The organism is Pantoea sp. JV6, from assembly GCF_025910055.1.
Classification (GTDB): domain Bacteria; phylum Pseudomonadota; class Gammaproteobacteria; order Enterobacterales; family Enterobacteriaceae; genus Pantoea; species Pantoea agglomerans.
This window is the reverse complement of sequence record NZ_JAPCIM010000012.1, coordinates 1-20,067: the sequence shown is the minus strand read 5'-3', so window position 1 is coordinate 20,067 and position 20,067 is coordinate 1. Positions and strand designations below refer to the sequence as shown.

The following is a 20,067-nucleotide window of genomic DNA, read 5'->3' as shown; positions in this document are numbered from 1 at the left end:
CATGACGATGAATACAGAGGCTCTGCTGGCTCCGGTCAGCGAGGACAATCCCGGCGGCGATAACCTGGAGTACCACGCTGATTTTCAGGCGATGGAGCAGGCCAGCGCCGGTAAAGCGGAGCAGCAGTTCGGTAATACCATCATTCCGGCAGAACCGGCCGACTGGAACAGAGTCGAGAAGCTGGCGATAGCGCTGCTGGCGCGCAGCAAAGATTTGCGGGTAATGCTGGCGCTGACCCACGCCTGGACCGAACTGAAAGGGCTGCCGGGCTATGCCCAGGGCCTGAAGCTGATTGAACAGGCGTTGTTGCTCTACTGGGAGCCGCTGTGGCCCCGGCTGGAGGAGTTCGGCGAGCAGGATCCCTTCTACCGCATTAATGCGCTGGCGTTGCTGGGTGACAAAACTGATCTGAGCGGCGCGGTGCGTCAGTGCTGGCTGCTGCGCTATCCCTCTGACGGCATCACGCTGCGCGATGCGGCCGCCCTGTGCGACGGCAGTAAAACCGAAGTCGCGGACTATCCTGGCGGCCTGCCGCGTCTGATCGACGAACTGGCGCGCGGCGACCAGCCCGGTATTGAGGCGGTGCTGCAGATTCATGAGCGGCTGCAGACCATCTGCGAAACCGTGACCGAACGACTGGGCGAAGCCGCGGTGCCGGAACTCACACAGCTGCGCAGACAGATTGCGCTGATCGCTGAACGTTGCCAGGCCACAGATATCAATGCGCTGATCCCCACAGCCGCCGTGGAACAGCCCGCAGAAACCGCGGCATCGCCTGCACCGGCCAACCCGCGCGCTGCCGCTGACTGGCGCACGGTGCAGATCAGTTCCCGCGCCGACGCGCAGCTGATGCTGGAGAAAGTGAAGCTCTACTTCACCCAGCATGAGCCGAGTCATCCGGCCCCACTGATGATCGACCGTGTACAGCGCTTAATCGAGCGCGACTTTCTGGAGATCATCCGCGAACTGGCACCCGACGGCGTACATCAGCTGGAAACCATTTTCGGACGTCGCGATTAAGCAGGCGTGACGCACACACACTCAGCGGGACCTGCGCGCCTGCTGTGACACTTTATCCGCGCATCATGTATGGAGAAAACCATGGCAACAAGCAAATCCAGTGGGCAGAAGTTCATTGCCCGCAATCGCGCGCCTCGCGTTCAGATTGAATATGACGTGGAAATTTATGGCGCGGAACGCAAAATCCAGCTCCCGTTTGTAATGGGCGTGCTGGCGGATCTGGTGGGTAAACCGCTGGAGCCACAGCCAGGCATTGATGACCGTAAATTCATGGAAATCGACATCGACAACTTCGATGAGCGCATGAAAGCACTGAAGCCGCGCGCCGCGTTCCAGGTAGACAATACCCTGAATGGCGAAGGCAAGCTGAACATCGATCTGACCTTTGACAGCATGGATGACTTTTCGCCGGACGCGGTGGCCCGCAACGTGGAGCCGCTGAGCAAGCTGCTGGAAGCGCGTACCCAGTTGGCGAACCTGCTGACCTATATGGATGGCAAAAACGGCGCGGAAGAGCTGATTGGTAAGGTGCTGCAGGATCCTACGCTGCTGCAGGCCCTGACCCATCTGCCAAAGCAGGATGAGGCCACTGAAGGTAAGGAGCCGCAGGCATGACGCAGACTTCACAACAACCGCAGTCGCAGGGCGCAGCCAGTTTCAGTCAGGATGAGTTCAGCGCGCTGCTGAATAAAGAGTTCCGGCCAAAAAGCGATCAGGCACGTGCTGCGGTCGAAAGCGCGGTGAAAACCCTGGCGCAGCAGGCGCTGGAGAACACCGTTACCGTCTCCAGCGATGCCTATCGCACCATTCAGGCGCTGATCGCGGAGATCGACGAAAAGCTATCGCAGCAGGTGAACCAGATTATTCACCATCCGGAGTTTCAGTCGCTGGAAAGCGCCTGGCGCGGCCTGAGCTATCTGGTGAACAACACTGAAACTGACGAGATGCTCAAAATCCGCTTTATGAGCATCTCCAAGCAGGAGCTGGGTCGTACTCTGAAGCGTTACAAGGGTGCCGGCTGGGATCAGAGTCCGCTGTTCAAGAAAATTTATGAACAAGAGTATGGTCAGTTCGGTGGCGAGCCGTTTGGCTGCCTGGTGGGCGACTACTACTTTGACCACAGCCCGCAGGATGTTGAGCTGCTGGGTGAGATGGCACGTATCGGCTCAGCCGCGCACTGTCCGTTTATCACCGGCACCGCGCCCGAAGTGATGCAGATGGAGTCCTGGCAGGAGCTGGCGAATCCACGCGATCTTACCAAAATCTTCCAGAACACTGAGTATGCTGCCTGGCGCAGCCTGCGTGAATCGGAAGATGCACGCTATCTGGGCCTGGTGATGCCGCGCTTCCTGGCGCGTCTGCCTTACGGTATCCGTACTAATCCGGTTGACAGCTTTGACTTCGAAGAGCAGACCGATGGTTCCGATCATGGCAACTATACGTGGAGCAATGCGGCTTACGCGATGGCCGCCAACATCAACCGCTCCTTCAAAGAGTATGGCTGGTGCACCGCAATCCGCGGCGTGGAGTCGGGTGGGGCAGTGGAAAATCTGCCGTGCCACACCTTCCCGAGCGATGACGGCGGCGTGGATATGAAGTGCCCGACCGAAATCGCCATCAGCGATCGTCGTGAAGCCGAACTGGCGAAAAATGGCTTTATGCCGCTGGTACATCGCAAAAACTCTGACTTCGCTGCCTTTATTGGTGCGCAGTCACTGCAGAAGCCGATGGAGTATCACGACGCTGATGCTACCGCCAATGCCCGTCTGGCCGCGCGTCTTCCTTACCTGTTCGCCTGCTGCCGTTTCGCGCACTACCTTAAGTGCATCGTGCGCGACAAGATCGGCTCTTTCCGGGAGCGTGATGAAATGGAACGCTGGCTGAACGACTGGGTAATGAACTATGTCGATGGCGATCCGGCTAACTCCTCGCAGGAGACCAAGTCACGCAAGCCGCTGGCGGCTGCCGAGGTGAATGTGGAAGAGCAGGAGGATAATCCTGGCTATTACTCCGCGAAATTCTTCCTGCGTCCGCACTACCAGCTGGAAGGGCTGACGGTTTCTCTACGTCTGGTCTCTAAGCTGCCGTCGCTGAAAAATGATAATGCGTAAGGGCTGAAAGGGAGTCGTGATGCCGGGGATAACCGGGCATCACGTTTCCCTTGAGTCACAGAGTTAACCGGGACAAAGGGTTTTACGCTCCCGGTTTACGGGAAAGATTGCTGCATAAAAAAGGATGTGGGACATGGATTCACCGAAAAATATCGCCGATGGCATGCTGGGCCTGTTCAATACCAAAAAGAAATCAGGCGTTGAGACGTTTATGGTGAGTGCAATAAGTGGATTTACCTCTATTCCGGGTGATCTCTATGCGCTGACCAAAGACTTTTTAGATAGCGATCATCGCTGGGATAACGAGACGGATCGTATTCGATTGCTCACCTTACTGAAAAAAGGGGCGACCAGTGACGATCTCAGGAAACTAATTAAGCTGGTGGTTGAGCAATATATTAAACGCCTTAATGAACAGCAGTTAGAAAAAATGCTGGTCAAAATGGGCGGAAGCGCTGCAGGCTCTTTTACGTTTAAATACCTTTTTGTGGATGCGATCGTCTCACGATTTTTTAGTCGGGTCATACCTAAGTTTCTTTTTAGCGCGGGGATGACAGGGATCATCACAATTGGCGCATCAGTTTCAAGATCGATCTATACCTCCAGAGATTTGATGAAAAAGAACAAGGAGGTGTACGCATTGCTGCGCGGAGCGGGCGATCTTGATTTACTCTATTTCCTGCTGGAGGACAACATTGATCCCTGGCTGGATGCAATTGCATTGCAACAGAATAACTCCCCGCTCGCCAATGAGGTCTTTACTAACTTTGTGGAAGGAATGCATGATGTTTAAAAAGGCCGCTCTCTTTTTAATGAGTTATCTGCTGACCTTTTTTTCTGCCCTGATATTAATTACCTGCTCGGGTTATTATATTCTGTTTTTTGACTGGGAAATATCAGTAATGGGTAAGGTTATTAACGCAGTCCTGATTATTATTTCAATAACTGCGTCAATATCGCTTTATGCCGTGGCGCAAAAGTTGAAGCAAATTAATTAATCAGTTTTCTGCGTGATATCTTAATTAAAATAAAAATAAAGGCCACGCAGACGGCGGTGAAGAGAATTTTACCAGCAATAATCCCGGAGGAAGAAAGAGTAAAGTTTTCATAGCGAGCAACCAGATATATCGAACCAATAATATCAGCGATGGCATAGAGAGAGAGCAGCGACAACACGACTATCAGGAAAAGTGAGATGATCTTTTTCATATTCATTCCTTCTGTGAACTTTATAAGCGCCTGCTTACTATAAACGATCTGCCAGGATGCTGTCTATGAAATGACCGCCTGGGCATGAGGTCTATGGCAGGGCATCAGATTATCTGCTGTTGTTCTCGCCATGAAAATGCATACCGATTTTTGTCCGGTTAAATAACCGGCAATACGACGTCTGGAATATGGTTTATAACGATATTTCAGAAGCAAGGCAAAGGTAAAATATGGACTGTTTTATTCAGCCCCATGCTTTTCTTTTTGCCATATCCTTGCTTTTTTGAAAGCAATAATCTTAACCAATAAAGAGTGAAAGATAATGGCTATTGATATGTTTATGAAGGTTGACGGAGTCACCGGCGAGTCTAAAGACTCTAACCACTCTGGCTGGACTGATATCACCTCTTTCTCATGGGGTGCTTCTCAGCCGGGTAATATGTCTGTTGGCGGCGGCGGCGGCGCCGGTAAGGTTAACTTCAACGACCTGCACGTCAATGCACTGATCGACAAATCCACCACGGCGTTGCTGAAGAACTGCGCAAGCGGTAAACACCTCGCTAAAGTTGAACTCTCAATCTGTAAAGCGGGTGGCTCTCAGGTTGAGTATGCACGCATTACCCTGGAAGACGTTCTGGTGACCGCTGTGAATTACAATGGCTCCGACAACGGCGATACCCTGGGAATGACCTACTCCTTCCAGGCTTCTAAAGTGAAGCAGCAGTACTGGGAGCAGAGTTCTTCCGGCGGCAAAGGCGCAGAGAGCAGCGCCGGCTGGGACATCAAAGGCAACAAAGAAGCGTAATATTTTTTAGCCGCCTCCCCTTCGGGGGAGGCTTTAAAAGGAGCTCTGCTATGGCACATTTGAGACCTCAGTTTTCGGCCGCCTGGAATCGCTTCTCTGAAGTCAATGTTGGAGTAGAGAAGGTGGGGGAAATACTGGGTGGAAAAGTAGAGGCGAATATCACCGCCGGAATTTTCGAGAATGCCTGCCCAATAAGAATGAGCTATGTTCTTAATTACACTGGTGTTCCTGTTCCCGCAAACAGCCGTTATGCGACCGTAACGGGTAAAGACAAAAAGCGTTATATGTTTCGCGTCAACGATATGATGGACTTTTTAGTCGGTGCGTTTGGTCAGCCAGACCTGACTGTGACCTCACCAAAACCCGGCTCATTTAACGGTAAGCAGGGGATCATTGTGTTTCAGGGGAGTGGCTGGAGCAATGCCCGTGGGCACGTGACACTCTGGAACGGCAATATCTGCTCTGATACCTGTCACTTCCTGGGTGGCGCAGAAAATGGTAGTTTTGTTCCTGATGTTGCCTCCTTGTGGATACTGAAATGAAAAAATTCCTGATGTTATTTGCTCTGACTTTATCTCCTGCGGCGCTGGCGATAACGCCACCGGCGCCAGACTCCTTTAAGCAACCGGAGATTTTCAGCAACTGGCTTCTGAACCGTTGTGCAGGAAAAGCTGCGACTGACAAGGTTTTCACCGATGATGCATTTAAAAGCGCGTCAGCCTGGTTAGAGGTAAGTCATCTCCCTGTTGAAGCATTCAGTGATGGAGATAAGTTAATCAATGCGTATCTGAAGATGAACCTGACTGGCTCGGTCACAGGAAACTTCAATATGATGAAATGCACGTTGCTTTCCCAAAGTCAGGATGCCGAGGCGCTCTACAATAAGTATAAGAAATAGCGTTTATTTTTAGGGGAATTAAAAGTTGATGCAGCGCTAAACATCAGCAGCGAATTTTCAAAAGAGAATATGTTTAGTTAAATGAAGCCGATAATTAAACCTGAAGTTGAGCAGTATAATGTAAATTACTCTTATACGGAACTTGCCACATGATGAAGAAAGTAAGTCATTTGATTATGATAGTGCTTTTAGTTTCACCTTCATTTGTTTTGGCGAAGTCAGTTTCACACTTTGAAGGAAAAATATTCAAAGCGGATATTGAATATGATTGTGATGAAGGTAACGTCACCTGTGATGATGTTTCGCTTAAGTCAACCAGAGTAAAAGACAATTCATCGATATTTCTTAAAGGTGAAACGATAAATTCAAATTGTCCTGACGTCTGCGACTTCCGGGGTTATCGCTTTACCAACGGACAGTATGATTATTCTTTTTATCCAAGCCAGAAGGGCAACGGCCTCTGGGATTATATCGTAACCTTTAAAAGTAAAGTTATTGCTCGGGATCTTGGGGTGATTAAATAACATCGTTTATAAAAATTACTGCATATTGAGTCTGCACTTGTTCTCAGACATAGGTGTGTTATTACATGTGAGATTTTTAATGAGAACTTATTTTTCTTTGTTGCTGTGCGTCACAGTTTTTTATGTTTCCCCCGTCTTCGCAACCAGTGATTGTTCAAGCGGAAATAATGACCAGGAAGTTCATACCTGCACCCAGAAAAACAGGAACGAAACTGAGCTTGATTTAAACAAAGAATATAAGCTGGCTAAGACCAGAGTTGAAACGCTTTTTAAAGGTGACAACAAAGAGTTAAGCCAGTATATGGATGCGTTGACTGAAGCTCAACGAGCCTGGCTGAAGTATAGAGAGAATGATTGTAAACTGGCTTCTTATGCTGCAGATAAGGGAAGTGATTTAAGTAACGCTAATATTAATATGTGTACTTCTGAACTTAACGAGCAAAGAATTAAAAAACTTAAGTTAATTCCTTATCATTGATGGTACAGACTGCTGAGAAATATATGAAGAGACTGCATAAATTGGCTTTAATCACTGTGTCTCTTTGCATCAGCGCTTCAGCGCTCGCTGAAGATACCTGTGCAAAACAGCCTTCAGACGGTGCGCTATTTCAGTGTACTGTTCAGCAGAAGAAGCTGGCGGAAGATGACCTCAACAAAGAATACCAGACGGCTAAAAAACGCATTGTACAGATGTACGGAACGCAGAAAAAACTGGCTGATGACTATGTCACCACGCTGGTGGATACCCAGCGTAACTGGCTGAAGTATCGTGATGGTCAGTGCAAGCTGGAAGCTTTTGCCGCTGAAGAAGGCAGCAATGCGAATGCGGTTGCCACCAACCTCTGTGTTATCCGCATCGACAAAGAACGTACTGCTATTCTGAAGCAACTGCCTTACTGATTATGTCGTCGTGCTTAGGGTTTACAGGCTGGGCACGACATTCTCTATGAATATCACTCTCTGCATTACGCTGTAATCCCGTTTTTTCAATACCGGTAAATAATTCTGTATAAATGATATTTCAGCAGAGTGGTTTCTGGTGATTGTAATGCAATCATCTTTGCAACTATTTTAATTTTTACCCTGTATGTTATTTAAAAATAAGCCGTTAACGCAGCTTCATCTTTTTAAATAAATATAAATTTTCTCTGTTTAAAGGATTGAATTAATCCAGTGGCACAGTATTTAAAAAACAACTCCCAAAATTAAAACCTCCCGCTCCCTATACCCCGCGCTTTTCCCCGAGAGGTGCGCGGTATAGATGCCGAACCGCTAACCGCAGGAATCCGTTATGCGCTTTACGATAATAACGACTAAACCCGGCCAACAGCCGCCGCAGACTCATTGTGATTTCTTTCCGCCTGGCGGCACCATTGGTCGTGGTGTGGATAATAATCTGGTGCTGCCGGATGACGATCGCACACTCTCCCGCCTGCAGGCGATTGTGCACATCACGGCAAATGGCGAATGTCGCCTGACCAACCGTGGCAATGTGACGCGCGTGTTACTCAACGATATTCCGCTGGAACGCGGACGTCAGGTTGAGCTGCAGGATGGAGACATACTGGGCATCGATGATTACCAATTGCTGGTCAGCGATCTCAACAGTGCGCAGCAACCGCAGAGTGAAAGAGCTGTTCCGCGTCCTGAGCCGGTGCAGCCCGTAGCACCCGTTCGCGAACCGGCAGCGGAAAAAGCCAGCACCACCGCCGCCATTCCCAGCGAAATCTGGGACAGCCTGGCGAAAGAGTTTTCGATTTCGGACGATCTCTCTAAACGCAAAGCTGCGCCAGAGATGCCTGAGGCCCATCCGCTGACTGCGCCCGCTCGTCCTGACCGAAATCCGGAAGATCCGCTGGCTCAGCTGATTAACGATGCGCCGCTGGATTATGGTCAGCAGCCAAAAAACAGCAGCCTGTTTGATGAAGGCGATGCGCTGTTCGGGCAGCAGAGTATTTTTGACGACCGGACGCCAAGCACGCTGTCTGCTCAGCAAAACACGGCGCCACCGCAGGCTGAAACGCCTGCCGCTGAACTTGATCCGCTGAGCCTGTTTGACGGCGAGAGCAGCACGGATGCGCGCAACCATGATGATCCGCTGGGTCTGATGATGGGCAACGCGGTGCCGCTGGCGCAGCCGGAGCTGACGACGCCGAAACCGGCCACGTTGCATGTGCCACCTCAACCGGTGGCAAAAAATGAGCCGATGGCCGCACGTCCATCGGAGCAGGATCCCGCCAGCCTGAACGACACCGATCACTCACCGTTGTTCAGCTTCGACGAATCACAGCATGAGACTCACAGCCAGCCTCACCCTGAGGCACAGCAGCAGACACCGCTGATTGACGAGGAACTGCCCGGCCAGTCTGACGCGGTAAATCCACAGATCGATTACGGCGGAATTACGCTGCCCACGCCGCAGGCGGTACAGCGTACGCCATCCCCGACGCCGAAAGGGCGGTTGCGCATCGATCCCGTAGCTTCCGGTCGCCACCATGCCGCCGCTGCGCACCCGACGACACCCAGCGAAAGCAGCGGTGATGCTCTCAAGGGCGAACTACTGGATGCGTTGCTGGAGGGAATGGGTCTGCGCGACCTGCAGCCGACGCCGCAATTTGACCGTGAGCAGATGCTGCAATTCGGGCAGATGCTGAGCATGTTTTCGCAGGGTACGGTGGCGCTACTCTCTTCGCGTTCGATCCTCAAGCGCGGGGTGAAGGCAGACATGACGGTAATCCTCGACGACGCCAACAACCCGTTCAAGCTACTGCCTTCAGGCAAAACCGTCTTAATGCAGATGTTTGGCAGCCGGATGCCGGGCTTTATGCCGCCGCGTCAGGCAGTGCGTGATGCGCTGATCGATCTGCAGGCGCACCAGCTGGGCATGATCGCCGGTATCCGCGCCATCATCGCCTCAATGCTGCAATCCTTTAACCCGGAGCAGCTGGAGGAGGAGGCGCGTCAGGCGGGATCGGTGTCACGTATCGGCCTGCCGGGCAGCCGTAAAGCGGCGCTCTGGGAGCATTTTGTTGAGCGCTACGGCGAGACGGCGGGCGAGATCGAAGACGATTTCCACACCCTGTTCGGCGAAGCGTTCCTGCACGCCTATGACCTGGAAGTTAATCAGTACAAAGACTCACAAACCCACACGGATGACGCATGAATATCACTATTGCCTCGACGTCGAATCAGGGCGATCGCGCCAGTAACCAGGATCAGATCGGTGATGTCATCGGTAAGCGCTCGGCCTGCTTTGTGGTCTGCGACGGTGTAGCCGGGTTTCCCGGCGGGGATATCGCGGCATCGATTGCCCGCAGCAGCCTGCTGCAGTCGTTTGATGGCGATGCGCATCTCAATGCGCAGTCGATTCGTAACTACGTCAATCAGGCGAATGACGCCATCCGCCAGCAGCAAAAAGCCAGCAGCGAACACAGCCGGATGGGCACTACGCTGGTCAGCCTGTTCATTGACCGCGACTACCATCTGGCCTGCTGGGCCCATGCAGGTGACAGCCGCCTCTATCTGTTCCGTCGCGGCTATCTCTATCTGGTCACCACCGACCACAGCCTGGTGCAGCAGATGAAAGATGCCGGGCATCGCACCGAAGGCATTAACAGCAATCTGCTCTATTTTGCGCTGGGGATGGGCGATGAGCAGCGTGACGCCAGCTACAGCGAGGTGGTCGGGATTGAAGATGGCGACGCCTTTTTACTCTGCACCGATGGTTTCTGGCACGGCGTGACGCTGGAACAGATGCAGCAGTCGCTGCACATGGTGAATACGCCGGAAGAGTGGCTGACGCTGATGCAGCAAATCATCAGGAACGATCAGCCCGATCAGGGGCAGCAGGATAATTTCAGTGCGCTGGCCGTCTGGATTGGATCACCTCAGGACACCACCTTGCTGCACTCGCTCTCTGAAGCGGCGCAGTTCTTCCCTCTGCGAGATTGAGAACGCCAACATGAAATATGGATTACTGGGTCTGGCTGCGCTGCTGCTCAGCACGCAGGCTTATGCTGAAAACTATCGCATCGTACAGTCCCCGGCACAGAAACTGGATGTCTGGATTGATGACGTAAAAAACAATCAGCTGTCGAGCTGGTGTAACAGCACCATTAACCTGCGCATCGTCACGCTGGGCGAAAAAAACGCCGCGGTGCTGAAAGATTTTCTGCCCCGCGTTGCCGGACTGATGGCGTCGCAGTGTAAACCGCTGCAACAGTTGCACTGGCAACTGACCGATGCGCAGGGGAGTGAAATTGCTACTGGCAGCGCCGCCCGTGCGCAGCAGTGGAAAACCGTGGTGACGCCGCCCGCAACGCAGCCGGTCCAGCCGACGGCTACAGCGGTCCCCGCAGATGCACTACGCAACGCCGCCCAGGCCGACACGTCGCCGTGGCTGCAATTCAGTCTGCTGGACGGCTGCCATTTCCGTACCTGGTGGCAGCACCCGGCACAGGGCAGCGCGCTGTTTGTTCCGGCAAAGCAGGGGCTGATCTGTGGTTCGGATGGCTGGCTAAGCGGACACAGCCGACTGACGCAACAGGGTAACGGCGCACCTGCGGCAGTCGGCGTGACTTTCCTGCAGGGTTTTCCGGTGATGGGGCTGAGCAATCAGTCGCCCACTGCCGAACTGCACATCACCACGGTCAACAGTGAACGCATGGTGCTGAGCAATGAAAAATCCCCGGATAGCTGGCTGATTCTGCCGTTCAGCAACCGCTTTAACGGCTGGCAGGCAACGCGTCAGGTGGTGGTGCAGATGCCCGTCAGCGAAGCCGTCGATCAGAGTGCGCTGCAGGCGCGTCTGCAGGAAGTCCGTAAAGTCTGGTCGCCGTGGATCAGCGGCGATGCCGCGCTGAGCGTGCAGCTGGTGGAAAAACTCCATCCTGAACTGAAAGATCCCGCCGCTGCGGTCTACCGCACCCTTAACTGACGCAAAAGGAGTTTGCATGGAATCCTTACAACACCGTCTGGCCAGCGCCACTCTCGGCGAGACGCTCGCTGACGTGACCCGCCAGATTCAGGCAAATCCGGCGAATGCTGACCTGCGGGCCGCCTTTGTGCAGCTGCTCTGTCTTTCCGGCAACTGGGCGCGCGCGCAGACGCAGCTGCAATCCTGGCTGGCGTTAAGCCCGCAGGCGCAACCGACAGTTAATCTGCTGCAACAGGCGATCGCCGGTGAGCTGCAGCGTGACGCGGCGCTGCGTGGCGAGGCCGGGCCGGTGCTGCCGGGCAGCGCCTGGCACTGGTGCGACACACTGCTGGCCGCCTTGCAGGCCGAGGTAGCGGGTGATGTCGTGCGCGGCAGCACGCTGCGGGCTGAAGCGCTTGAGCTCGCGGCGGCCAATCCCGGCACCGCAACGCAGCAGGATCAGCCCACCGCATTCAGCTGGCTGATGGATGGCGACAGCCGTTTCGGGCCAGTGTGTGAAGTCATCAGTCAGGGCCGTTATTACTGGATCCCGTTTGCCGCCATTCGTGAGATGCAGTTTCAGGCGCCCGCCAGCGTCACCGATCTGGTGTGGCGTCACACGCGTGTGCAGCTGGTTGATGGCAGCGAGCAGGTGTGCCAGATCCCGGCGCGCTATCCGCTGCTGGCGGCATCTGACGAACGTTTTCTGCGCGCCAGCGTCACCGAATGGCAGCCGCTGGGTGAGGATCCGGACCAGTTTATCGGCCAGGGACAAAAAATGTGGCTCAGCGACAGCGCGGAATTTTCGCTGCTGAGCCTGCAGCAGGTCGCGTTTGACAGCGTTGAGTCCGCCGATGAGCCATGATTCAGGCGCGCACAATGACGGCTATGCCCAGCTGCATGGCGGCTTTCGCGCGCGTAAAAAACGCGATGCGTTAACCGCCCGCGACAAGCTGCAATCCTCGCTGCTGGATCGCCTGACCGACAACGCGCCGGATAAACAGCAGGAAGCGGACAACAGCATGCTGATCACTCACAGTACGCTGCGCCGCCACGTACTGCGCGATCTGCAGTGGCTGTTCAACACCATCAACAATGAAGCGCAGCAGGATCTCAGCGGCTTTGACCAGGTGCAGCGCTCTGTCTGGAACTTCGGTGTGGCACCGCTGGCCGGGCAGAACGTCTCCGATATCGAATGGCAGGATATGCAGCGCAAAATGACCAACGCCATTCTGCACTTCGAGCCGCGCATCCTGCCGCAGGGTTTACAGGTGCGCTGCGTCAGCGATCTCGGCTCGCTCAGCCTGCACAACGTGCTGTCGATTGAGATCAAAGGGCGGCTCTGGTGCGTGCCTTATCCGCTGGCGTTTCTGTTCCGCACTCAGGTTGATCTGGAGAGCGGCCATTTCGAACTACAGGATGCAGGGTAATCATGGACAGCAATCTGCTCGACTATTACAACCGTGAACTGGCCTACCTGCGTGAGATGGGGGCCGAGTTCGCTGCGCGCTACCCTAAAGTGGCAGGACGTCTTGGCATGCGCGGCATTGACGTGGCGGACCCCTATGTCGAGCGGCTGATGGAAGGTTTTGCCTTCCTGACGTCGCGCGTGCAGCTGAAGATGGATGCGGAGTTTCCGCGTTTCTCGCAGCGTCTGCTGGAGATGATTGCGCCATCCTATCTCTCGCCAACGCCGTCAATGGCGATCGCTCAGCTGACGCCGGACAGCCGCAAAGGCGACATCACGCAGGGCTTTCGCGTGCCGCGCGGCACCATGATGGAGAGCCAGAACCTGAAAAAAACCGGCGTGACCTGCAGCTACACCACCGCGCACGATGTGGTACTGCATCCGCTGCGCATCAGTGAAGCCAGTCTCGGCGGCGTGCCCGGCGATCTGCCCTCTGGCGAGCTGAAACTCGGCGGTCTGGGCGCGGTCAGTGCGCTGCGTATCCGCATCAGCTGCGAAGGGATCTCCTCGCTGAGTCAGCTTAGCGTGGACGATCTGATGCTGTTTCTCAGCGGCCCGGATATCCAGGCACTGAAACTGCTGGAGCTGCTGATGCAGCACCGGGTGGGCATCGTGCTGCAGTCGGTTGAGAAGCGTCCGCAGCGTCAGGTGCTGACAGACGACGCGTTACAGCAGCAGGGCTTTGCGCCGGAGCAGGCGCTGCTGCCGGACGATCTGCGCAACTTCGACGGCTATCGTCTGTTGCAGGAGTATTTCGCCTTTCCGGCGCGCTTCCAGTTTATCAGTCTGAGCCAGTTGGCCCCGTTTCTGCGCCGCTGCGACAACGCCATGGCGTTCGACATCATCATTCTGCTCGATAAAGCGGACAGCGCGCTGGAAAGCGTGGTCGATCACAGCCATCTGGCGCTGCACTGCACGCCTGTCATCAATCTGTTTCCGAAAACCGCCGAGCGCCTGAAGGTCAGCGACAGCCAGCATGAATATCATCTGGTGGTAGATAACATCCGTCCGCTGGATTATGAGGTGCACTCGGTGCAGCGGCTGTTCGCTACGGTAGAGGGCAAGCGGGAAGAGCAGGTTTTCCGTCCGTTCTGGAGCACCTTCAGCGGTGACCAGGGCGATTACGGTGCCTATTTTTCACTGCGCCGCGAACAGCGTACGCTGTCCGAGCAGGCGCAGCGCTACGGCACGCGCACCGGTTACATCGGCTCAGAAGTCTTTCTGTCGCTGGTGGATGAGCATCACGCGCCGTGGCACGACGAGGTGCGCTATCTCTCCGCGGACGTGATGTGTACCAGCCGCGATCTGCCGCTGATGCTGCAGCAGGATCAGGGCAACTTCGTGATGCCGGACTCCATTCCGGTATCGGAGCTGAAGCTGTGCAAAGGCCCGACGCCTCCGCGTCCGGCGCTGGCCGAGGGACTTTCCGCGTGGCGGCTGATCAGCCATCTGCAGATGAACTACCTCAGCCTGATGGACAGCAGCGACGGAGAAGGTGCGGCGGCGCTGCGTCAGCTGCTGAGCCTCTACGCCAACCTGGCGGAAGCGCCGGTCGCACGTCAGATTGACGGCATCCGCCACTGCACGCTCAGCGCGGTCAACCGCCGCGTGCCGGAGCCGGGCCCGGTGGTGTTTGCGCGCGGTGTCAGCATCACGCTGGAAGTGGATGAGCAGGCGTTTTCGGGTGCCAGCCCGTGGCTGTTCGGCAGCGTGCTGGAGCGGGTCTGTGGCCGCCTTGTGGCGCTCAACAGCTTCACGGAGTTCACCCTGAACAGCCAGCAGCGTGGAGAAGTGGGCTACTGGCCGCCGCGCATGGGCCGGAAAGCGCTGATATGAGTGGCGAAAAGGTGATTTCGCTGCCCCGGCTCACCCGTCTGCCGGATGATTTCTGGCAGCGGGTGATGGCCGCGCCGTGGCGCTACGATCTGTTCCAGCTGCTGCGGCGGCTGGATGCGCAGGGCGGTCAGCGCTATCCGCTGGGCCGTGCGCCGCTGCCGAAGTTCGAATCGGTGCGTATCGGTCAGACACCGTCACTGGCGTTTGCGCCCGCCACCGTCGCCAGCGCCACGCCGCGTGACGAGCCGGGACGTCATGAGCTCTCCATCTACAGCTTCGGCCTGTTTGGCCCCAACGGCCCGTTGCCGACCCATCTGACCGAATATGTGCATGAACGTATCGTGCATCATCAGGATCACAGCCTGTCGGCGTTTGCTGACCTGTTTCACCATCGCGCTACGCTGCTTTTTTATCGTGCCTGGGCCGATGCGCAACCGACCGTGTCGCTGGATCGCCCCGACGACAGTCGCTTCCTGAACTATCTCGCCTGCCTGGCGGGCATCGGCCTACCGGCCCAGCAGCAGGCCAGCTCGCTCAGCCTCCATGCCCGACTGATGCTGGTGGGTCACCTCAGCCGCCACGGCCACGATGCCGAAGGGCTGGTGCGCATTCTGCGCCACTACTTTGGCGTGCCGGTCAGGCTGACGCAGAACCTGCCGCACTGGCTGACGCTGGACAGCCGCGATCAGGCCCGACTGGGCGCGGGACGCCATATGCCCCGGCTGGGCGCTTCTGCGTTTCTCGGCGTGGCGGTGCGCGACGTGCAGCACCGTTTTCGCCTGCACCTGGGACCGCTCAGCGCGGCGCAGTATGCCCGTTTTCTGCCGGATGCCCCCGGCGCGCGTGAAGTACGCGACTGGGTGCGTCACTACCTCGGCATTGAAATGCAGTGGGATCTCAGCCTGATCCTGGCCGCTGACGAGGTGCAGGGTGTGGCGCTGGGTGGAGGTGCCCGACTCGGCTATACCAGCTGGCTGGGGCATGCGCCGCAGTCGCAAGATCGTGAAGATTTTATGTTTGAGGTTGAGGCTGCTTCGCGCTAGCCCAGCCGCTTTTCCTGTTACACAGCCTGCGTCTTTCATTGAAGAGAGCCCCCTATGTCAGAAATCAGCCGTGCCGTGCTATTCGGCAAACTGGATACGCTGTTATTTACCTCGCTGGAAAGCGCCACCGCCTTTTGCAAACTGCGCGGCAATCCCTATGTTGAGCTGGTGCACTGGCTGCATCAGCTGATGCAGCAGCAGGATGGCGACTTACAGCAGGTCATCACACATTTTTCACTGGATGAAAAGGCCCTGACTCAGGACATCGTTGCCGCGCTGGATCGCCTGCCGCGAGGTGCCAGTGCGGTCTCAGACCTCTCCGAGCATATCGACAGTGCCGTTGAACGGGCGTGGGTTTACGCCTCGCTGAAATATGGCGCGACCCGCATTCGCGGCGGCCATCTGCTGATCGGCATGCTGAAAACCTTCAACCTGGCCAGCGTGCTGAAAGGCATCTCCGGTCAGTTCAGCCGCGTCAACGCCGATGCGCTGCTGGCGGAGTTCGACACGCTGCTCAGCAACAGCAAGGAAGCACAGCAGGTGCTGAGCGCACCGGCGGATGCTGGCGGCGCACCGCCCGCCGCCAGTGGCAGTACGCTGGCACAATATGCGCAGGACCTGACGGCGCGTGCCCGTGAAGGCCTTATCGATCCGGTAACCGGACGTGACGACGAAATCCGCCAGATGGTCGATATCCTGATGCGTCGCCGCCAGAACAACCCGTTGCTGACCGGCGAAGCGGGCGTCGGGAAAACCGCGGTGGTCGAAGGCCTCGCGCTGCGTATCGCGGCGGGCGATGTGCCTGCGCCGCTGCGCGATGTGCAGCTCTGGCTGCTGGACATCGGCATGCTGCAGGCGGGTGCCGGCATGAAAGGGGAGTTTGAAGCGCGACTGCAGGCGCTGATCAATGAGGTGCAGTCCAGCCTGACGCCGATTGTGCTGTTTGTTGATGAGATCCACACCCTGGTCGGGGCAGGCGGTCAGCAGGGCACCGGTGATGCCGCCAACCTGCTTAAACCGGCGCTGGCACGTGGACAGCTGCGCACCATCGGCGCGACCACCTGGGCCGAATACAAAAAGTACATCGAGAAAGATCCGGCGCTGACCCGTCGCTTCCAGACCGTGCAGGTGCAGGAGCCGGATGAAGCCAAAGCGATTCTGATGCTGCGCAGCACCGTCAGCGCACTGGAGAAACATCATCGGGTGCTGTTGCTGGATGATGCGGTCAGTGCGGCGGTGAAACTGTCGCATCGCTACATTCCGGCGCGCCAGCTGCCTGACAAAGCGGTGGCGCTGCTGGATACCGCCTGCGCCCGCGTGGCAGTTAGCCAGGGCGCGCAGCCCGCGGCGCTGGAAGATTGTCTTCACCGTCTGGCGGCGCTGGAGATTGAAGCGGAGATCATCGAACGTGAAATCCGGGTGGGCCTGGGCGACGCCACCCGCCAGCAGGCGATTGCAGCGCAGCGCACTGCGCTGGAAGCCGAGCGGGATGCGCTGCAACAGCGCTGGCTGCAGGAGCGCGAACTGGTCGAGACGCTGATTGCGTTGCGCGCCCGCTGTGTGACAGAAGAGGATGCGGCGCTGCGTGCACAGCGTGATGCGACGCAGCAGCAGCTTACTGCGCTGCAGGGCGACACGCCGCTGCTGTTTGCCGCCGTCGATGCAGGCGTGGTGGCTGCCGTGGTCTCCGACTGGACCGGCATTCCGCTGGGCAGAATGGTGAAGAATGAGATCGACGCGGTACTGAATCTGGCCGACACCCTGAACCAGCGGGTCATCGGCCAGCGTCACGGTCTGGATCTGATCGCAAGACGGGTACGCACCTCGCGCGCGCGTCTTGATAATCCCAACAAGCCGGTCGGCGTGTTTATGCTGTGCGGGCCTTCCGGTGTCGGCAAAACCGAAACCGCGCTGGCGCTGGCCGAGTCGCTGTACGGCGGCGAGCAGAACATCATCACCATCAACATGAGTGAGTTTCAGGAGGCGCACACCGTCTCGACGCTGAAAGGGGCACCGCCGGGCTACGTCGGCTACGGCGAGGGCGGCGTGCTGACCGAAGCCGTTCGCCGTCGTCCCTACAGCGTGGTGCTGCTGGATGAGATTGAGAAAGCCCATCCGGATGTGCATGAGCTCTTCTTCCAGGTGTTTGATAAAGGCTGGATGGAGGATGGCGAAGGCCGGCACATCGATTTCCGCAACACCATCATCATTCTGACCTCCAATGTCGGCACGCAGTTAATCAGCGCGATGTGTGCCGATCCTGAACTGATGCCCGATCCCGACGCCCTGAGCACCGCGCTGCGTAAGCCGCTGCTGGAGGTGTTCCCGCCTGCGCTGTTGGGCCGTCTGCTGGTGGTGCCGTATTACCCGCTCAGCGACGCGATGCTGGCGGAGATTGTGCGGCTGCAGCTGGCGCGCATTGTGCGTCGTCTGGCCGAGAATCACGGCATTGAAGCGCAGATCGACGAGTCGGTGGTGAGCCAGATCGTGCAGCGCTGCACCGAAGTCGAGTCGGGCGGTCGCATGGTGGATGCCATCCTCACCAACACGCTGTTGCCACAGATGAGCCAGATCCTGCTGAGCGCCCACGCCCGTGATGAACGCTATCGCCGCGTCGATGTGCGTTGTGAGCAGGGTGAATTTGTCTGCCAGTTCGCGGTTTAAAGCCTGGCTATCAGAGAGTAATCGAATATGTCGGAACATGATCAACCCCTGAATGTCCCCAACGCCCTGCCGCTGGGTTACCGCTTCAATGAGTTTGAAATCAAAGAGGTCATCGGCGGTGGCGGCTTTGGCATCGTCTATCGCGCCTGGGATCACCAGCTTGAGCGTGATATCGCCATCAAAGAGTTTATGCCCGCCTCACTGGCGGTCCGAAGCGATGATCTGAATCTGGTGCTGCGCAGCGAACGGTTCAGCAAAACCTTTCACGCCGGACTGAACAGCTTTATTCAGGAGGCGCGTCTGCTGGCACGCTTTAACCATCCGAACCTGCTGCATGTGCTGCGTTTCTGGGTGCAGAACGACACCGCCTATATGGGTACGGTGTTCTACAGCGGCACCACGCTCTCGAACTTCAGCGAACGAAATCCGCAGTCGGTGAATGAGGCCTGGATCCGTCGCATGCTGCCACCGCTGCTGGGCGCGATCAAAACCATCCATGAAGCGGGCTATCTGCACCGCGATATTTCGCTGGATAACGTCCAGATTCAGAGCAGTGGCGAGCCGATCCTGCTGGACTTTGGGTCGGCGCGTAAAACTATCGGCAATCTGTCGGATGAGAGCGAGACCATGCTGCGTCCCGGCTATGCACCGATTGAGCAGTACAGCGACAACGATGAGAGCGAGCAGGGCGCGTGGACCGATATTTACGCGCTGGGCGCGGTGCTGCATACCCTGATCACCGGTGCGCCGCCGCCGGTCAGCGTGGTGCGCAGCATCGAAGATAACTATCAGCCGCTGGTGCAGCGCCGTATGGCAGGCTACTCGACTGCGCTGCTGAGCGCCGTCGATCGTGCGCTGGCGCTGAAACCGGAAGATCGTCCGCAGAGCATTGATGATTTTGCTGCGCTGATGGCGCTGCCGGAACGCGAACCGGAACCGCTGCTCAGCGCAAAAATGAGCGGACCGGGCACCATGCTGGTGCCGATTGAAGAAGAAGAGGAGGTGATCAAACCCGCCTCGAAACTGAAAACGCTGCTGGGACACCGCTTTGCACTACCAGGCCTGGTTGCCGCTGGCGTGCTGGTCGGCCTGGGCGCCGGTCTGCTGATGTCACGCGGTAACGAACAGACACCGCCGGCTGAGATCGCGCAGAACGACGCGCCTGCCGTCACCGTCGCGCCGGTTAACCAGCCGGTTGCGGCGCCACCGACCCAGGCTGACGCCTCACCGGATACGGTTGCCAGCATTCCGGCTCAGACTTCTGAGCCCGCGCAGACCGCCGCGCGTGAACCCGATCCACAACCGGCACCACCGCCCGCTCCGGTCGCCCAGGTCTATATCCGTCTGCAGCAGGGTGAACGCGTTCAGGTGAACGGTCAGCCGCAGGCGCTGGTGCCGGCGGTGAATGGCTTCGCCACGCTGCAGCTGGCGCCGGGCAACTACACCTTCGCCATCAGCGGCCAGAGTGGCACCCGCGAACAAACGCTGAACATCAGTGAAGAAGGTGTCTGGTTGCTCGATCCACACAGTTAATAGTCAGGGATTACTTATGTTCTCACGCATTACTGCACAG

Annotated in this window: 21 protein-coding genes; 20 read left to right on the top strand and 1 reads right to left on the bottom strand. The window is 56.7% G+C overall.

Annotation, left to right across the window (positions count from 1 at the left end):
- The first annotated feature begins 7 nt into the window (after nt 1-7).
- From tssA to OK412_RS10285, 5 genes are all read left to right on the top strand, one after another.
- Complete coding sequence (gene tssA, locus OK412_RS10305; RefSeq protein ID WP_010669900.1) at nt 8-1,021, top strand: type VI secretion system protein TssA; 1,014 nt, start codon at nt 8-10, stop codon at nt 1,019-1,021.
- Between the two features lie 81 nt (nt 1,022-1,102).
- Nucleotides 1,103-1,636, top strand: a complete 534-nt coding sequence (gene tssB, locus OK412_RS10300) for a type VI secretion system contractile sheath small subunit (RefSeq protein WP_010246114.1) — start codon at nt 1,103-1,105, stop codon at nt 1,634-1,636.
- Nucleotides 1,633-3,132 carry a type VI secretion system contractile sheath large subunit gene (tssC, locus tag OK412_RS10295; protein ID WP_010246111.1) on the top strand — a complete coding sequence of 500 codons (1,500 nt, stop codon included), beginning with the start codon at nt 1,633-1,635 and terminating at the stop codon, nt 3,130-3,132. Before tssB ends, tssC begins: the two co-directional genes overlap by 4 nt.
- Nucleotides 3,133-3,265: 133 nt before the next feature.
- The gene (locus OK412_RS10290; RefSeq protein WP_010246109.1) at nt 3,266-3,925 is read left to right on the top strand and encodes a hypothetical protein; all 660 of its coding nucleotides are present in this window, start codon (nt 3,266-3,268) and stop codon (nt 3,923-3,925) included.
- The gene (locus tag OK412_RS10285; protein ID WP_233600677.1) at nt 3,915-4,130 is read left to right on the top strand and encodes a hypothetical protein; all 216 of its coding nucleotides are present in this window, start codon (nt 3,915-3,917) and stop codon (nt 4,128-4,130) included. The genes OK412_RS10290 and OK412_RS10285 overlap by 11 nt, the downstream gene beginning before the upstream one ends.
- Here OK412_RS10285 and OK412_RS10280 read toward each other — a convergent pair.
- Nucleotides 4,123-4,341: a hypothetical protein gene (locus OK412_RS10280; RefSeq protein ID WP_264353150.1), complete on the bottom strand. Its 219-nt coding sequence runs from the start codon at nt 4,339-4,341 to the stop codon at nt 4,123-4,125. The two genes, OK412_RS10285 and OK412_RS10280, sit on opposite strands and share 8 nt — an antisense overlap.
- Before the next feature lie 322 nt (nt 4,342-4,663).
- Here OK412_RS10280 and OK412_RS10275 point away from each other — a divergent pair, with 322 nt between their 5' ends.
- The 15 genes from OK412_RS10275 (at nt 4,664) to OK412_RS10205 (ending at nt 20,027) form a co-directional block, all read left to right on the top strand.
- Nucleotides 4,664-5,146 (top strand): Hcp family type VI secretion system effector, encoded by a 483-nt coding sequence (locus tag OK412_RS10275; RefSeq protein ID WP_031592956.1) that lies wholly within the window; start codon nt 4,664-4,666, stop codon nt 5,144-5,146.
- A gap of 50 nt (nt 5,147-5,196) precedes the next feature.
- Nucleotides 5,197-5,688, top strand: coding sequence for a type VI secretion system amidase effector protein Tae4 (locus tag OK412_RS10270; RefSeq protein ID WP_031592957.1), 492 nt, complete (start codon nt 5,197-5,199; stop codon nt 5,686-5,688).
- Complete coding sequence (locus tag OK412_RS10265; RefSeq protein WP_264353149.1) at nt 5,685-6,044, top strand: type VI secretion system amidase immunity protein Tai4; 360 nt, start codon at nt 5,685-5,687, stop codon at nt 6,042-6,044. Before OK412_RS10270 ends, OK412_RS10265 begins: the two co-directional genes overlap by 4 nt.
- A 149-nt stretch (nt 6,045-6,193) precedes the next feature.
- Nucleotides 6,194-6,568, top strand: coding sequence for a hypothetical protein (locus OK412_RS10260; RefSeq protein WP_022625815.1), 375 nt, complete (start codon nt 6,194-6,196; stop codon nt 6,566-6,568).
- 79 nt (nt 6,569-6,647) lie between these two features.
- Nucleotides 6,648-7,046, top strand: a complete 399-nt coding sequence (locus tag OK412_RS10255) for a lysozyme inhibitor LprI family protein (RefSeq protein ID WP_060679995.1) — start codon at nt 6,648-6,650, stop codon at nt 7,044-7,046.
- Nucleotides 7,047-7,087: 41 nt separating this feature from the next.
- Complete coding sequence (locus tag OK412_RS10250) at nt 7,088-7,468, top strand: lysozyme inhibitor LprI family protein (RefSeq protein WP_223564668.1); 381 nt, start codon at nt 7,088-7,090, stop codon at nt 7,466-7,468.
- 391 nt (nt 7,469-7,859) lie between these two features.
- Nucleotides 7,860-9,731, top strand: a complete 1,872-nt coding sequence (gene tagH, locus OK412_RS10245) for a type VI secretion system-associated FHA domain protein TagH (RefSeq protein ID WP_250327416.1) — start codon at nt 7,860-7,862, stop codon at nt 9,729-9,731.
- Nucleotides 9,728-10,519, top strand: coding sequence for a PP2C family protein-serine/threonine phosphatase (locus tag OK412_RS10240; RefSeq protein ID WP_264353148.1), 792 nt, complete (start codon nt 9,728-9,730; stop codon nt 10,517-10,519). The genes tagH and OK412_RS10240 overlap by 4 nt, the downstream gene beginning before the upstream one ends.
- A gap of 10 nt (nt 10,520-10,529) precedes the next feature.
- Complete coding sequence (locus OK412_RS10235; RefSeq protein WP_264353147.1) at nt 10,530-11,504, top strand: hypothetical protein; 975 nt, start codon at nt 10,530-10,532, stop codon at nt 11,502-11,504.
- Nucleotides 11,505-11,520: 16 nt separating this feature from the next.
- On the top strand, nt 11,521-12,348 hold the full coding sequence (locus tag OK412_RS10230) for a type VI secretion system accessory protein TagJ (RefSeq protein ID WP_052270935.1): 828 nt from the start codon (nt 11,521-11,523) through the stop codon (nt 12,346-12,348).
- Nucleotides 12,338-12,913 carry a type VI secretion system baseplate subunit TssE gene (gene tssE / locus OK412_RS10225; protein WP_010669907.1) on the top strand — a complete coding sequence of 192 codons (576 nt, stop codon included), beginning with the start codon at nt 12,338-12,340 and terminating at the stop codon, nt 12,911-12,913. The genes OK412_RS10230 and tssE overlap by 11 nt, the downstream gene beginning before the upstream one ends.
- A gap of 2 nt (nt 12,914-12,915) precedes the next feature.
- On the top strand, nt 12,916-14,787 hold the full coding sequence (gene tssF / locus OK412_RS10220; protein WP_010669908.1) for a type VI secretion system baseplate subunit TssF: 1,872 nt from the start codon (nt 12,916-12,918) through the stop codon (nt 14,785-14,787).
- A complete protein-coding gene (gene tssG, locus OK412_RS10215; RefSeq protein WP_193585851.1) occupies nt 14,784-15,830 on the top strand; it encodes a type VI secretion system baseplate subunit TssG in 1,047 nt (348 codons plus the stop codon). Before tssF ends, tssG begins: the two co-directional genes overlap by 4 nt.
- A gap of 54 nt (nt 15,831-15,884) precedes the next feature.
- Nucleotides 15,885-18,494, top strand: a complete 2,610-nt coding sequence (tssH, locus tag OK412_RS10210; RefSeq protein WP_264353146.1) for a type VI secretion system ATPase TssH — start codon at nt 15,885-15,887, stop codon at nt 18,492-18,494.
- 27 nt (nt 18,495-18,521) lie between these two features.
- Nucleotides 18,522-20,027: a serine/threonine protein kinase gene (locus tag OK412_RS10205; protein ID WP_264353145.1), complete on the top strand. Its 1,506-nt coding sequence runs from the start codon at nt 18,522-18,524 to the stop codon at nt 20,025-20,027.
- The last annotated feature ends 40 nt before the right edge of the window (nt 20,028-20,067 follow it).

Bases quoted from the DNA above. Each gene is read 5' to 3' on its own strand.
- OK412_RS10270 (WP_031592957.1), top strand. From the start codon at position 5,197: ATGGCACATTTGAGACCTCAGTTTTCGGCCGCCTGGAATCGCTTCTCT.
- OK412_RS10285 (WP_233600677.1), top strand. From the start codon at position 3,915: ATGATGTTTAAAAAGGCCGCTCTCTTTTTAATGAGTTATCTGCTGACC.
- OK412_RS10280 (WP_264353150.1), bottom strand. From the start codon at position 4,341: ATGAAAAAGATCATCTCACTTTTCCTGATAGTCGTGTTGTCGCTGCTC.
- tssF (WP_010669908.1), top strand. From the start codon at position 12,916: ATGGACAGCAATCTGCTCGACTATTACAACCGTGAACTGGCCTACCTG.
- OK412_RS10240 (WP_264353148.1), top strand. From the start codon at position 9,728: ATGAATATCACTATTGCCTCGACGTCGAATCAGGGCGATCGCGCCAGT.
- tssG (WP_193585851.1), top strand. From the start codon at position 14,784: ATGAGTGGCGAAAAGGTGATTTCGCTGCCCCGGCTCACCCGTCTGCCG.
- OK412_RS10260 (WP_022625815.1), top strand. From the start codon at position 6,194: ATGATGAAGAAAGTAAGTCATTTGATTATGATAGTGCTTTTAGTTTCA.
- tssB (WP_010246114.1), top strand. From the start codon at position 1,103: ATGGCAACAAGCAAATCCAGTGGGCAGAAGTTCATTGCCCGCAATCGC.
- tssA (WP_010669900.1), top strand. From the start codon at position 8: ATGAATACAGAGGCTCTGCTGGCTCCGGTCAGCGAGGACAATCCCGGC.
- tssH (WP_264353146.1), top strand. From the start codon at position 15,885: ATGTCAGAAATCAGCCGTGCCGTGCTATTCGGCAAACTGGATACGCTG.
- OK412_RS10265 (WP_264353149.1), top strand. From the start codon at position 5,685: ATGAAAAAATTCCTGATGTTATTTGCTCTGACTTTATCTCCTGCGGCG.
- OK412_RS10275 (WP_031592956.1), top strand. From the start codon at position 4,664: ATGGCTATTGATATGTTTATGAAGGTTGACGGAGTCACCGGCGAGTCT.
- OK412_RS10235 (WP_264353147.1), top strand. From the start codon at position 10,530: ATGAAATATGGATTACTGGGTCTGGCTGCGCTGCTGCTCAGCACGCAG.
- OK412_RS10230 (WP_052270935.1), top strand. From the start codon at position 11,521: ATGGAATCCTTACAACACCGTCTGGCCAGCGCCACTCTCGGCGAGACG.
- tagH (WP_250327416.1), top strand. From the start codon at position 7,860: ATGCGCTTTACGATAATAACGACTAAACCCGGCCAACAGCCGCCGCAG.
- OK412_RS10205 (WP_264353145.1), top strand. From the start codon at position 18,522: ATGTCGGAACATGATCAACCCCTGAATGTCCCCAACGCCCTGCCGCTG.
- tssE (WP_010669907.1), top strand. From the start codon at position 12,338: ATGAGCCATGATTCAGGCGCGCACAATGACGGCTATGCCCAGCTGCAT.
- tssC (WP_010246111.1), top strand. From the start codon at position 1,633: ATGACGCAGACTTCACAACAACCGCAGTCGCAGGGCGCAGCCAGTTTC.
- OK412_RS10290 (WP_010246109.1), top strand. From the start codon at position 3,266: ATGGATTCACCGAAAAATATCGCCGATGGCATGCTGGGCCTGTTCAAT.
- OK412_RS10255 (WP_060679995.1), top strand. From the start codon at position 6,648: ATGAGAACTTATTTTTCTTTGTTGCTGTGCGTCACAGTTTTTTATGTT.